Origin of the sequence: Rhizobium sp. P32RR-XVIII (genome assembly GCF_012641395.1) — a bacterium.
Classification (GTDB): domain Bacteria; phylum Pseudomonadota; class Alphaproteobacteria; order Rhizobiales; family Rhizobiaceae; genus Rhizobium.
Genome location: NZ_JABAIH010000015.1, coordinates 36,364 through 49,674 on the forward strand (window position 1 = coordinate 36,364; position 13,311 = coordinate 49,674).

10 protein-coding genes and 2 pseudogenes are annotated in these 13,311 nt (G+C 58.8%); 2 read left to right on the forward strand and 10 right to left on the reverse strand.

Going from position 1 to position 13,311, the window contains the following annotated elements; all coding sequences use genetic code 11:
• Positions 1-115: 115 nt before the first annotated feature.
• From HGP14_RS27930 to HGP14_RS27945, 4 genes are all read right to left on the reverse strand, one after another.
• Positions 116-697 (reverse strand): hypothetical protein, encoded by a 582-nt coding sequence (locus tag HGP14_RS27930; RefSeq protein WP_168833123.1) that lies wholly within the window; start codon positions 695-697, stop codon positions 116-118.
• 555 nt (positions 698-1,252) lie between these two features.
• Complete coding sequence (locus tag HGP14_RS27935; protein WP_168833124.1) at positions 1,253-2,110, reverse strand: DUF7007 domain-containing protein; 858 nt, start codon at positions 2,108-2,110, stop codon at positions 1,253-1,255.
• A gap of 89 nt (positions 2,111-2,199) precedes the next feature.
• A complete protein-coding gene (locus tag HGP14_RS27940; protein WP_168833125.1) occupies positions 2,200-2,817 on the reverse strand; it encodes a DUF1419 domain-containing protein in 618 nt (205 codons plus the stop codon).
• A gap of 96 nt (positions 2,818-2,913) precedes the next feature.
• A complete protein-coding gene (locus HGP14_RS27945) occupies positions 2,914-3,867 on the reverse strand; it encodes a DUF3991 and toprim domain-containing protein (protein ID WP_168833126.1) in 954 nt (317 codons plus the stop codon).
• Between the two features lie 983 nt (positions 3,868-4,850).
• Here HGP14_RS27945 and HGP14_RS27955 point away from each other — a divergent pair.
• Positions 4,851-5,878: pseudogene (locus HGP14_RS27955) on the forward strand (IS110 family transposase).
• A gap of 274 nt (positions 5,879-6,152) precedes the next feature.
• Here the strand turns inward: HGP14_RS27955 and HGP14_RS27960 are convergent.
• A pseudogene (locus tag HGP14_RS27960) lies at positions 6,153-6,652 on the reverse strand (IS6 family transposase); the annotation flags it as partial.
• 257 nt (positions 6,653-6,909) lie between these two features.
• Here HGP14_RS27960 and HGP14_RS27965 point away from each other — a divergent pair.
• Complete coding sequence (locus HGP14_RS27965; RefSeq protein WP_168833127.1) at positions 6,910-7,839, forward strand: transcriptional regulator; 930 nt, start codon at positions 6,910-6,912, stop codon at positions 7,837-7,839.
• On the opposite strand, the gene HGP14_RS27970 is transcribed toward HGP14_RS27965, so the two are convergent.
• Genes HGP14_RS27970 through HGP14_RS27990 form a run of 5 tightly spaced genes read right to left on the reverse strand, consistent with a single transcriptional unit; the run spans position 7,836 to position 13,279 of the window.
• The gene (locus HGP14_RS27970) at positions 7,836-9,398 is read right to left on the reverse strand and encodes an alpha-N-arabinofuranosidase (protein ID WP_168833128.1); all 1,563 of its coding nucleotides are present in this window, start codon (positions 9,396-9,398) and stop codon (positions 7,836-7,838) included. The genes HGP14_RS27965 and HGP14_RS27970 overlap by 4 nt on opposite strands.
• A gap of 50 nt (positions 9,399-9,448) precedes the next feature.
• Entirely contained in the window at positions 9,449-10,348 is a 900-nt protein-coding gene (locus HGP14_RS27975) for an ABC transporter ATP-binding protein (protein ID WP_168833129.1), read from the reverse strand.
• The gene (locus HGP14_RS27980) at positions 10,345-11,415 is read right to left on the reverse strand and encodes an ABC transporter ATP-binding protein (protein WP_168833130.1); all 1,071 of its coding nucleotides are present in this window, start codon (positions 11,413-11,415) and stop codon (positions 10,345-10,347) included. Before HGP14_RS27980 ends, HGP14_RS27975 begins: the two co-directional genes overlap by 4 nt.
• Positions 11,415-12,275 carry an ABC transporter permease gene (locus tag HGP14_RS27985; RefSeq protein WP_168833131.1) on the reverse strand — a complete coding sequence of 287 codons (861 nt, stop codon included), beginning with the start codon at positions 12,273-12,275 and terminating at the stop codon, positions 11,415-11,417. The genes HGP14_RS27980 and HGP14_RS27985 overlap by 1 nt, the downstream gene beginning before the upstream one ends.
• Complete coding sequence (locus HGP14_RS27990; RefSeq protein WP_168833132.1) at positions 12,272-13,279, reverse strand: ABC transporter permease; 1,008 nt, start codon at positions 13,277-13,279, stop codon at positions 12,272-12,274. Before HGP14_RS27990 ends, HGP14_RS27985 begins: the two co-directional genes overlap by 4 nt.
• Between the last annotated feature and the right edge of the window lie 32 nt (positions 13,280-13,311).

Sequence of the window (13,311 nt, forward strand, 5' to 3'; positions counted from 1 at the left end):
CGCTAGACCGCAATCGGAACGAGCCACGATGGCGCGCCAAGCCGCTCGTCACATGAAAAAGGCCGCTGCACGCTCCGGTGCAGCGGCCTCGGCGTGGAGGACAAAGGTGCGGCCATCAGTCAAAGGCTGACAGCTGCATTGATGCGGCGCGCTGGTCGAGCGACGGGACCGACACTGCAGCACCGCCGCGCTCGTAGGGCTTCCAGGTTTCGCCGGTGATTTCCTCGTAAGCGCTGACGGTACCCTCGGCTGCCATGCGCAGCACGTGGGCCTGCAGGCCCATGTCGGCTGCGAATTCGCGCTTGCGTTGGGCGCGGCTGTCAAAGCCTACCGGACCGGCAAGATCCTCGTCCCGGTCGTCGTTGGATAGCTTTGCGGTCAAGTCGCGTGCTTCTGTCACCGAGCGGCTGTAGAACTGGCCGGCGCCGTAGGCAGAGCCGATATAAGAGCCGACGATGCGCTGCATGTGTATCTGCATGGCCTTTTCCTGGAGACCGTCCTTCAGCGCCTCGGCACTCTCGATCAGTTGATTGCGATGGAGGTCACGCAGGCTTTCGCTGTCGATAACGCGCAGGCCGAAGCTTTCCGAGATGCGCTGCGCCTGGGCGCTGTCCGGGCAGGCGTGCCGGACCATCTCGAGTGTGGTGGCGCGCTGGGTGGCGGGGGTTTTGGAAGCGGAACGATTGAGCGGTGCCATGATGACTGTCCTTGAGTGCTGGTTGAGCGAAGCCCGAGGGTCCGTTTGTCCGGCGCTGTTCCTCGGGCGCGGTCGACACGAACCGGCGAAGCGGGCCCGGCTCAAGGTCAGGATGATGCGTGGCGAGAAAGGTCGGGTTGCGGATACCGCGGACCGCGCGCGGTCTGCCGTAGACGCGGCCCGGCCTTGTGAAGCAAGCGTCGAGCCTGCCGCAAAGCGGCGCAAAACGCGGCCTTTGACCGGGACGCCGTCCGGTTCAGACCGGAGCAAACCCGAGGGGCAGCACCCGACAAACCGCTAGGCGTCTTCGCTCCTGCACCTCGCAGGACGTCTTCACTGCACTGCTTACGCCCATGACAGCCTGGCCTTGCCGGCGAAGCTACGGTGGAACGCGGGCAATACGCCGGAGCAGCAGCCGAGGCAATCGCAACGGCCAGCGGTCGATGGAGCGTGATGCCGAACGCCGTCTCCACACTATCGCAAGGACTGCCGGGAACGGCGTCCATCAACAGGCTTCGCCGGCCGCGTCGCCTCGTCTCCCTGATGGTCTGACGGTCAGTCGGTCAGAATTTGCCGCTCGCCCCAGCCGATGAAACTCGACGGGCCAGTATAGAGCGTATCGCGGACCTCATCGATGACAAAGCCGAAGAGCCCGATCTCGTACCGTTGCTCGGCTACCAGATATCGGCGGGCTTCGTCGCCTCGTGCCCCGAGCCTTGCCACGCATTCGACAAACCCCGGCTGACGGCTGGATAGGATGGCAGAGACGACCACCCAGCGTCCGGCGTTTTCGGCCTCGAAACGCCGACGGTCCTTCGCACGAGACTGGCCGGGCTCCAAGATCTCGCCGCACAAGGCTTCCCAGGCATCCGGATAAAACTGGCGAAGTGTCTCATCGGCGTGGCGCTTTTCATAATTGATGAACAAGTCCGGGAAGGCATTGGCGACGACAGCCCAGGCGCAATCCTCTTCGTAAGCACCTTCAGGTGACCGTATGAAAACCGGTATAGAGGCGTTGCGCTCCGCTGACAGGAGAAATCCGCCGTGGCTGGCAGTACTGTGGCGGATAACGCCATCTGCGTAGACAACGGCGTACTGCGAGGCGCCCCACGGCGTGGGTACCGTTGCGGCAACACTGCGACGGTCGAGGAGCGCGAGCTGGCGCTGGTGCTCTGCCCACTCCTCGACCGTTTGTCTGAAAGCGGCCTCGTCGATCGGGTCTCTTTTCGTGTCATAGAAATCAACCTTCGTCCAACCCTCGATCGGACCGGCCAATCCCCAAGCCTTTGCAAGATGGAAGCTTTCGTCGTCGGCACCAAAAGTTGCCTGCAGAGGGAATGAACAGAGATCAAAGCCCGATGAGGGAGCGGTGTTGCCGAAGAGATCGAGCGTGAAGGGATCGTCATGCGTCATGAGATTTCCTTGTCGGGGAAGCGCGGCTCAGGGCGGGCTCAAGCCGCCGTTCGCCTGCGATGATGTCGGGAAGAGTTGGAGGGCGGCGGTCAGGCGGCGACCTGTTTGCCACGGTGGCGGAACTGCACGGGAAGCTTGGCGGCGATCTCGTCGTCGCTCAGGTCGTCGAGGAGTTTCCAGACCTTTGCCTGCGCGGCCGAAAACACCATGACGATGCGCCCGCCCGCAAAATCCGCCGCAAAACGCTGATCGGCATAGGCGCGGAAATCAGCGCCTGTGGTGCTCCAGATGTGCTCAAGCTTTTCGGTCCGGGTCATCGCGCGGACCGGCCTTGACTCGCGCTCGACGATTGTCCTGCGCATGCTGTTGATCGCACCGACATCGGCGAGATCGCAATAGGCGTGAAACCAGCGAAACCGGCCGTCGATCTTCAGGGTGAAGAAGACACTGGTGATTTTCCGCACCAAAAACTCACGTATCGCAAAGTGATCGCCGCGCATGAAGAGCGGCGGCAGGATATCCAACATGCGGTCATGGTCGGCCTCTGAGATCTCGAACCACTCGCCGGCATAAAGGCGACCCGAGATCCGATCATCGTCGAACGGGGCCTGGCCATGGCGGTTGAAGAGGGCGTACATCTGTTGACGGGTTGCAGCTCCTTCCAGGATCTTGCGGAAGCGCTGGCGATTGGCGGGAAGATGAGACATCGGCTGCTCCTTTGGGGTGGCTGCTGAAGGGACGCATCGACTTTCCCTTCAGTCCTTTGATCACCCCTTCTCAGCCGGCGCCTCGCGGGAACCGGGTCAAGGGCCGCCGTGCGGCGGGCGAAGCTTCACCCTTGACGCGGCTTGCCGTGCATGCGCCAGTTCCCCGCTTTCCCGTCTTTTCTTCAATTCCTCATTCCAGTCGATGGCGGGCGGGCGGACCCGGCTGAAGTCGCAACCTATGAGCTCGGCAATGTGCCGAAGCCGGTCAGCATAGACCTCGCCTTGTGGATCGGCATCGGTGGCGGCAACAAGTATCGTGTTGGCAGCGATGGTTTCGATGATGCGGACGGTCGATGGCGACCACCCCCCTCCGGTGCTTGCGTAGAGCGTATCCGGCCTGACCTTTTCTAAAGTCGCAAGGCTCAGCGCGTCGATCGCCGCCTCGGTGATGCAGATACGGACTGGCTCGCAGCTTCCGAAAGAAAACACCGTCTTCGACCCGCCGTTGGAAAAGCCTCGCCATTGCGGGCCACGTTCTTCCCACCCAGATAGCTGCCCGCTCTCATCCTCGTGGCGGAACCAGGCGCTGCCGAAAGGGCCCTGCCGGATGAGGTCGCGCTTGGCGGCCAAGTGGAGAATCGACGGCGGCAACGCTCGGGTTTCGGACAGGTAGCGATAGGTCGGCGATCCCAAGGTCATTGCCGGGCGGCTCAACCACCTTTCGCGAATCGAAGCCGGACGCCGTCGCATAGAGACATCGGGAACAATCGGCGCGCTATGGAACCCGATGAGCCCACCGAGCCGCTCGACGGCGGCCGGAAACGAGGTTTCTCCCAACAGCCTCGCCAGCGTGAAGACATCACCCTTTCGCTCCGATAGCGGATCAAACCAGCCTGCTCCCTGATGCGTGACGATCAGGATGTCCGCGCCACGCCGGAACTTCAACGCTCGGCGGCTGCTTTCCCGTTTATCGAGGATAAAGCCTGCCTGCAGCAACACGGTCGCGCAGGATACGCGGGCGCGCACCTCTTCTATCTTTTCTCTGTCCATGCTCGTTTCTCCTTTTTTCCTTTGCTGAGGGAAAGCTCTCGACCCCACCTCGGCGCGAAGGCCGAGGCTGCAAGGGCGCGATCGGAAATTGGACGCTGGTACGATCGTTCGCGGCGAAGCTTCCCTTGCGGCCGAAGAGCCGCAAGCGCAACTGCGTCAGGGAGGGAAAGCTGCAAGGGGAAGACTGGCGCAGTTGGGCTTCAACAGCGAGGCAGCTGCCTCATCAAAAACACGATGAGTGAATTCCCGCATGACAGCGTTACAGCAGGTGGGACGGCCTGCCTCTTCGATCTAACCTTACGAGGACATCAGGCTCCATGGATCGGCCAAGTCTATGTCTGCCTTACCGCGAGCCTTTGCTATAATCGCTGGGAAATCCTTGGCAGCTGCAGTGGTTGAACCTAAGTCGGATTGCAATTCGCGGAGGTGGGACCAGGCGTCCAACTTCATTATCTTGAAGCTGGATCGGGAAGATCCGCTTATCATTGTACCAGGATGGTGTCAGACAGAAGACGTCTACAAGCATCAACTTGAAGCGCTGTCCGATCGATGGCGTTGTTATTGCCGTCGACATGCGCGGTCACGTACCGCCTCAAAACCTACCGCGGCTACCGCATTCAAGCTTTCGCTTCGGATCTGGCACGTTATCGAGCGACGATAACCTATCTCGCAGCTGTCTGAAATCATGTAACGGCGCGGCTCATTCCATTGCGCCAGGCGCGGACGCGATGAACCTGGGTGCCGAGCGGAATGTTTCTGATGCGGTGCGACAGGAAGATTCCGGAGTGCCGAGAAGAGCGGGATGAAACGCTGCAAACGTCCGACTGATCCGAAGCCCTGTATCATTGGGTCTCTTTTTCGCAGCGGCAGATGGGAATTCTGCGCTCGATTGTTGAGATGGGATGGTTGCCGCCCTCCCCAGACGGCATCGCGATGTGCCAGGTTGGTGGTGTTGAACGCCACGAAACGGAGAGGACGGCAGTATGAAAGATATAATGATCGGGGTGGATCTGGCAAAATCTGTCTTTCAGGTCCACGGCGCGTCGATGACGGGGCAGGTTAAGTTCCGCAAGAAACTGTCGCGGCCCCAGTCCCAGAAATTCATGGCAGAGCAAGCGCCTGCCATCGTTGTGATGGAGGCCTGTGGCGGCGCCCATTATTGGCCAGGCAGATCTTGAAGCTTGGCCATGAAGTGAAGTTGATCGCACCTCAGTATGTCCGGCCTTTCGTGAAACGTCAGACGAATGATGCCGCCGACGCCGAAGCGATCGTTATCGCGGCACAGCGTCCAGAAATGCGCTTCGTCGAGATGAAGTCGGCAGAGCAGCGGGCCAATGCCGTACTGTTCCGAGCGCGCGAGCGTATTGTCCATCAGCGCACGGAGTTGGTGAATGCTCTGCGCGCGGTACTCTACGAATACCGTCACATCGTTCCACAGGGGCTCGTCCAGCTCAAGCGCATCGAGGCAATCCTGGCCGAGCGGGACAGTGACCTTCCCATGCTTGTCCGTGAGGAATGCCGGGACCTTCTGGCGCAGATCGCAGAGAAGACGGCGCGGATAGAGGCGAAGACGAGGAAGGCCAGGGAACTGGCCGGGGGAACCAACATGGCGCGTCGGCTGCAAACCATGCCGGGGGTTGGGCCATTGACCGCACTGGCCGTTGAGGCCTTCGCGCCGAAAATGGCGACCTTCGCGCGCGGCCGGGACTTTGCGGCATGGCTGGGCCTTGTGCCACGGCAACACTCGTCGGGTGGCAAGGAACGGCTTGGACGTGTTTCGAAGGCCGGGCAGGTCGATATCCGTCGGCTTCTAATCATTGGGGCGATGTCGCGACTGAACTGGCGCGGGCGCAGATCGATTGATGAAGGTTCGTGGTTGGCGCGGATGCTGGCAAGGAAACCGAGGATGCTGGTCGCGATCGCCTTGGCCAATAAGATGGCGCGGGCAATCTGGGCCATGCTAACGAAGGAAAAAGATTATCAGGATCCGGCGTTGGCCGTGGCTGCGTGACCCACATGCAGCGGGATCGGCTAAAGGCGGTGAAAAGGGTGTGAGAAGTCGACGACCTGAATGGGCGCAATGATCGAACAGATCTGGAGCGGGAAAACCAGGACAAAGGATTGAGCAAAGAGCTCGCTGTTGAGACTTGGTCCCGTTCCGCAGATCACCATACCGGCCAGCGGCTTCTGACAATGCCGCAAATCAAAAGGCCTGACAGAAAGACCGCACTCGATCACACGCTCATAAAGTCAGAAACTACTTGCATCAAGGGCGGCAACCCCAGAAGACCTTTGTGAGATCGATGTTCGACATCTGGTATGAATTTCCGTTTTGCCGCGCCGTACGATCGCAGTTTGTCGGTGATGATGCGCTTTGGCCTCAGCTCTTGCTTCTTTAGCAGCCGGATCAGCACTCGCTTGGCGGCCTTGGTGTCGCGGCGGGTCTGGACGATTTCATCGAGAACGTAGCCGCTCTGATCGACGGCGCGCCACAGCCAGTGTTTTGGGCCACTGATGGAAATCACCACCTCGTCCAGGTGCCAGATGTCTCCTCGCGAAGGCTGCTTACGGCGCAGTCGCTTTGCGAAGGCCGGACCGAATTTGCGGCCCCATTGCCGGATCGTTTCATACGAGACGGGGATCCCGCGCCCAAGCAGCATTTCCTTGAGAAGACGCAGGCTCAGCGGAAACCGAACTAGAGCCATACCGCGTGGGCGATGATGGATGGCGGAAAGCGGTGGTTCTTTTCGCTGAGCGTTAGTTGGTCATGCCAACCAGTTATCATGGAACCGTTAAGCCACGACAAGGTGACATCATCCCCTCCAGACGGGGGCTGCGATCTCGAAGCCGGCGGATGGCGGGCCGCAGCTCTGCGCCCGCCGCCTGCGATCCAAAGTCCGGTTTCCCTTAAGCCGCGCGATGAGATTGGAGCGCTCTTTGGACATCAGCGACCAGGAAGAATTACGAAACTTTCGGCTTGCGCGCGAGCTTGATAGTATCAAATAAGCTGATAGAAAAATATTTGAAGTGAAGCCATAACAGATGAAACCGAACTTTCTCACCGTAACCTCCGAAACCGGCGCTTTGGTGCTTAGGGGCCTGGCTTCTCCAGTCCGCATGGACATCCTCCAACTGCTGCACGACAGAGGCAAACTAAACGTCAACGAAATCAGCAGGGCTTTGGGGTTGCCGCAATCGACAATTGCAACGAACATTCAAATATTGGAGCAGGCTGGTCTAATTGAATCCTATTCGATAAAAGCTCGGAAAGGTCATCAGAAGATTTGCTCCGCAAAATATGAGGAGATCATTTTCCAGTTTCAGGTAAACTCGCAAGAGCGTCAAAATAATAAGGTCGAGGTGGCGATGCCACTTGGCCTCTTTACCGGATTTGAGGTGAGCGCTCCGTGCGGCCTTTGTTCGAGGGACGGCGTCATCGGACTTTTGGATGTACCAAATTTTTTTCTCGATCCCGGCAGAATGCAGGCAGGCTTGCTCTGGTTCGGCCGAGGTTACGTCGAATATAAGTTTCCAAACAATGCTAAACTACTGAACTCTCGTGTTGACATCCTTGAATTCTCGATGGAGTTGTCGTCCGAGGTTCCCGGCACCAATCCAGACTGGCCCTCTGACATTACGCTATGGGTCAATGACCATCGTGTCGGCACTTGGACGTCGCCAGGCGACTTCGGCGACAAGCGCGGAGTCTTCACGCCTCTCTGGTGGAAGCTGGAAGGCTCCCAGTATGGCAAGCTCAAGACGTGGCGCATCAACAAGAGCGGATCCTACATCGATGGAATCCGAATATCAGAGATGACGATTGAAGATCTAGCTCTGTTCGAGCACCATTCAATCCGGATGAAGATCGGCATCGAGTCCAACGCGCGACATCCAGGCGGCGTAAATATATTTGGTCGAGGCTTTGGAAACTACGACCAGGATATTGTGATGCGTCTTTATCTCGAGCATTAACGATTGTCCGAGAGGGAAGATGCAAGACGGACGACTGTCCAGGAAGCCGGCGAGACGGTGATCCGAATGTCACCATTGGTCCCTTCAATCGCATCGAAGTTGATCGGCTTTACCTCGTCTGGCCTTCCCTTCGTATTGACGGCAAGCAGATCTGGATGGTGCAGCTGATGCGCACGCTGTTTCCTCAAGGTCCCGAACCCAGTTGCGTGGAGGCTGATGCCGATTTCTTCTGATAAGTGCCTATTCAGGATGAACAGTGTCACCGTTCCGTCGCTCTGCGAATGAACGGCGGAGAATTTCAAATACGGAACTTCGTCAATAGTGTCATAGAGCTCTTCCGTATGAGTGGGATCGTAGTATCGGGTTGCGTATGTGGGCGATTCAACATGGGCGTTTAGGACACGGCCTCTGCCGAGATTGCTGAAATCGGCGAACGGCCAAAAGATCGTCTGCCGCCAGGCGGGACCGCCCGTTTCAGTCATAATCGGTGCGATCGCGTTGACTAATTGGGCAAGGCAGCCCGCCTTCACGCGATCGGCGTGATTGAGCAGCGAGATGCAGGCGCCGCCGAAGACGAGAGCGTCCTGCATGTTATACTGCTCCTCAAGGATGCTGGGCGCGACCGGCCAGCCGCTCTGCACTCTGTTCTTTTCGCCGCGACGGGTTCGATACCAGACGTTCCATTCGTCGAAACTCAGCATGATCCGCTTCCGCGATCTGCGGCGCGCCGCTACTGCGTCTGCAATGGCGACGACCTCTTCGATGAAGCTGTCCATCAGATCTGGGCTGGCAAGGAAGGATGGCGTGTCGTCGGCGTAGTTGTTGAAATAGGTATGCAAGGAAATGAACTCGACGTGGTCGAAAGTGTGCTCGAGCACGACCCGTTCCCATTCGCCGAAGGTCGCCATCTTTCGCCCGGACGAGCCGCAGGCGGCCAGTTCGATCGTCGGGTCGGTGAGTTTCATCAGTTTTGCCGCTTCGACGGCGATATGGCCATATTCCTCCGCGGTCTTGGCACCCATCTGCCAGGCGCCGTCCATCTCATTACCGAGGCACCAGAACTTCACACCATGCGGTTTCTCCCAACCATGCTCGCGACGCAAATCGGAAAGAAATGTTCCCGACGGATGGTTGCAGTATTCGAGATAGTGACGCGCCTCGTCCGGCCCGCGCGTGCCGAGATTGACCGCCAGCATCGGCTCGATGTCGGCAAGCATGCACCAATCCAGGAATTCGTTCGTGCCGAACTCATTCGTCTCGATGGATTTCCAGGCAAGGTCGAGCCGGCGCGGCCGCTTTCCCACCGGACCGACACCCTCTTCCCAGTTGTATCCGGATACGAAATTGCCGCCCGGATAACGCATGATGGTGGGCGCAAGCTCGCGCACCAGGTCGAGAACATCCCTGCGAAAACCTTTCTCGTCAGCGTTTGGATGCCCCGGCTCGAAGATGCCGCCATAGACGCAGCGGCCGAGGTGCTCGACGAAGGCGCCGAACAGGCGCCTGTCGGTTTCTCCGATGATGAAGTCTCTGTCGAAACGCACTTTAGCTGTGAGCATGAGACGATACCGATCTTAGGTTGAACAACTGAGGGATGATCATGCCGCCCCTATTCGAGGTGGACAGGATTCAGAGGAGCGCGGTCGTGCGACGGGGCATCGCGCGCTTGTCGCGTTGCGACACTGGAGCCGGTGAGTACGCCTTTTCCCAAAGGATCGGGCGAGAGCACTGAACTCTTGAGCAGTTGCGAATAGGGATGTGTGGGATTGTCGAGCACTTCCCTGGCGGAGCCGCTTTCGACCACCTGCCCCTTCTGCATGATCATGATGCGATCGCTGATGGAGTAGGCGGTAGCGAGATCGTGGGTGATGTAGATGATCGAGACCTTTAGGTCGTCGCGCAGGGTCTTGAACAAGTTGACGATGGACATCCGGAGCGAGGCATCCACCATTGATACCGGTTCGTCGGCCAGGATGAGCGAAGGCCCCGATATCAAAGCCCGGGCGACGGCAACGCGCTGAAGCTGGCCGCCGGACAGCTCGTGCGGAAAGCGGCCCCGGACCTCCGCCATGGACAGACCAACCTTCTGCAAGGCATTGTCCGCGGCCCGATCCGCGTCAGCTTGGGATTTCGCCTCTGCAAAGTTCCGGGCGGTCATCAGGAGGTAACGGTCGACCTGCTTGAGAGGATTGAAGGCTTCGAACGGGTTCTGAAAGATCGGCTGCACCTCCTTCATGAAAGCAAGCCGCGCCCCGCGGTGGCGGATGGCGGAAATGTCCTGCCCCTTGAAGCGGATTTCGCCGATTGTCGGCGTCGTCATCTTCAACATCATACGCGCGAGCGTGGTCTTGCCGCTGCCGGATTCGCCAATGATGGTAAAGACTTCGGGCGGATCGCCTGCGAGAGCGAAGCTGACGTCGCTCACCGCTTGAAATGCCTTGCGGCCGAAGATGCCGCCGCGCGTATAAGTCTTGCTGACATGGCTGACGTTCAGAAGCATCCGGCTCATGGCGTCGCCTCCGATCTTGCCGGCAGGTCCGTCTTCCCCCCAGCCGACGATCGCCCGTCAAGGCTCGGGCTGGCTGCGAAACAGGCGACCCTGTGATCAGGAGCCAATGTTGTCATTGGCGGATTTTCGCGACGGCATATGTCCATCGCCAGAGGGCATCGCGGGTGAAAGCGGCATCCGGCTGGTGGCGCGCCGAGATTCGGCGGCGAACCGGGAAGAGCTTCACGCGTATTGACTTTTCCCACGCGCGGAAGGCTCGCGATCAAGTGCGCGGTATAAGGATGCATCGGATCCGCAAAAACGTCTGCCGTCCGGCCCTCTTCGACAAGGCGACCGGCATACATGATGCCGAGACGGTCTGCGATGTTGGCGTGCACCGTGAGGTCATGCGTTACAAAGACCATCGATGAGCCGAATTCGCGTTGCGTTTCCCGTATCATCGCGAGCACGTCCTTCTGTACCACGACATCGAGCGCAGTGGTCGGTTCGTCGGCGATGATGAATTCGGGTCGGCACACCGTCGCTAGCGCAATGCACACCCGTTGGCGCATACCGCCCGATAATTCGTGCGGATAGGCACGCAGAACGTCGGCGGGCAGGCGCAGGCGTTCCAGATGCAGCTTCACCGCCTCGATGAAGGCCGGCTTTTCGAGCGCGATATGGCGGAAGGCAAAATCCTCAAAGGACCGCTCAATCCGCCTGACCGGGTTCAATACGTTCATGGAACCTTGCATGATGTACGAAAGATGTCGCCAGCGTACCGAATCTCGTTCCTCCGGCTTGAGCTCGTACAGGTCTCGATCGAGGAACTCATACCTGACGGAACCGCCGACGATGTCGAGGGGAGGCCTAATCGCACCAGCGATCGTCTTGATGAACGTGGTCTTGCCGCAGCTCGATTCGCCGGCGAGGCCGTAGATCTCGTTACGCCGCACATGCATCGTCACAGAGTCGACGGCGCGCACCTCCCGGTCGATGCCGAAATAGCTCATCCGGTAGTAGGCGCGCAGGTCCTGCGTCGACAGGACCACATTCTCAGGTTGGTTGCCTCGTTGCCCCGCTGCCATCAGGATTTTCCCATCCGGCTCAATCGGCTGCGGGGATCGATGTACTCGTTCATCGAAATCGACAACAGAAACAGGCCGATAAAGGTCAGCGTCACGAAAGCGGTCGGGAAGAAGTACCACCACCAAACACCCGAGACCATTGCACTGTGCTGGTTCGCCCAAAAGATCATGCCGCCGATCGTTGGTGTCTCGACATCGGTGAAACCAAGAACGGCCAGAGTAATCTCCAGGCCTATCGACCAGTTCATGTTGTTCATGAAGGTGGAGAAGACGATCGGCAGGACGTAGGGCAGATGCTCTTCCGTGACGATCCGAGGCATCGACATGCCGGAGAAGATGCTCGTGTTGGTGAATTCCCTCGTCCTGAGGCTGATCATCATCGAGCGAATGAGCCTGGCATCGTATGACCAGCCCAGCCCCGACATGACCAGGGCAAGGGTGAACCAGGTCATGTCGTCCCGAAGAACAAAGTAGAGGAGCACCAGAAGGGGGAACAGCGGAATGACGATAAAGGTATCGTTTATCGACATCAGCACGCGATCGACGATTCCCCCGACGTAGCCGGAAATCAGGCCGATGATCAGCGACAGGATACGGCTGATCAGGGCGACGACGAAACCGAAGGTGAGCGTATTCCTGAGGGCGAAGGTAAGCTGCCAGAATATATCCTGACCACGTGAATTCGTGCCGAAGATAAATTCCGGCGAGGGCGGCATGTCCAGCGCAACGACATACGAATCGATCGGCTGGTAAGGCGAGAAGAAGGAGGCGAGCGAGATCGCAAGGATGACCGTCATGATGATGATCCCGATCGCGAATTCGACGTTGTAGCGGAAAAGATCTCGAACGACGCTGATCATTGCTGCACCTGCACGCGTGGATCGATCAACGGATAGAAAATATCGATCAGGAAGACCGCAGCCGAGACGGAAATAATTGAGATCGAGGCTATGCCCAGCACCAGCGAATAGTCCGCCGCGTGCACAGCATCGACGAGCAGCCGGCCGATCCCGGGATAGCCGAACACCTGCTCCGTGATGACCGCGCCGTTGAAGATCGCACCGATCGACATCGCTAGACCGGTGATCTGCGGCATGAAGGCATTGCGCATGACGTAGGATCTGAGGACCCGTTGGCGCGGAACTCCCCCCAATTCGGCATAGACGACATAGTCATCGGTGATGATGTTGGACACCAGCGCCCGCATACCCATGAACCAGCCCCCTATGCCGACCAGCATGAGCGAGAGTGCCGGGAGAATGGAGTGCAGCAGGACGCTGCCGACGAAGGTCGGCGTCCATCCAGGCTGCAGGTTCATCTCGTATCCACCAGCACTCGGCAGCAAGGGCAGCACGAAGGTGAACGCGATGAGCAGCACAAAGGCGACGATATAATAGGGAACCGGATGCACGCCCATCGTGATGACGCCGATGATCCTGAGAAGGCGGTTTCGATGGTAATATCCAGCAAGGCCGCCGAGAATATTGCCGAGCAACCAGCTTAGAAGCGTTGAAAACGTCAGAAGGCCGATCGTCCAGGGCAGGGCGTTTCCGATCAGGACGGTGACAGGTGTCGGAAAGGCTGACAAGGATGGCCCGAAATCAAGGAAGGCCAACCGTTTCCAGAATACGAGATACTGCGTCCAAAGCCCGTCGCCCGTCCCGTAGAGTTCGCGAAGAGACTGACGAAGAAGCTCGATCGATTCCGGGCTCGAAAATCCAAAGGAGCTCACCTGCGCTACTGCATGCTCGACCGGATCAACCGGTGTCAGATGCGTGATGAAGAACGTCAGGCTGATACCGATAAAGACCACCAGCGCGAATTGCAGGAAACGCTTGCCGACGTGGAGTGCGTATGATCGCATATGTGACCCAACTCCGACTTGACGATATCGCG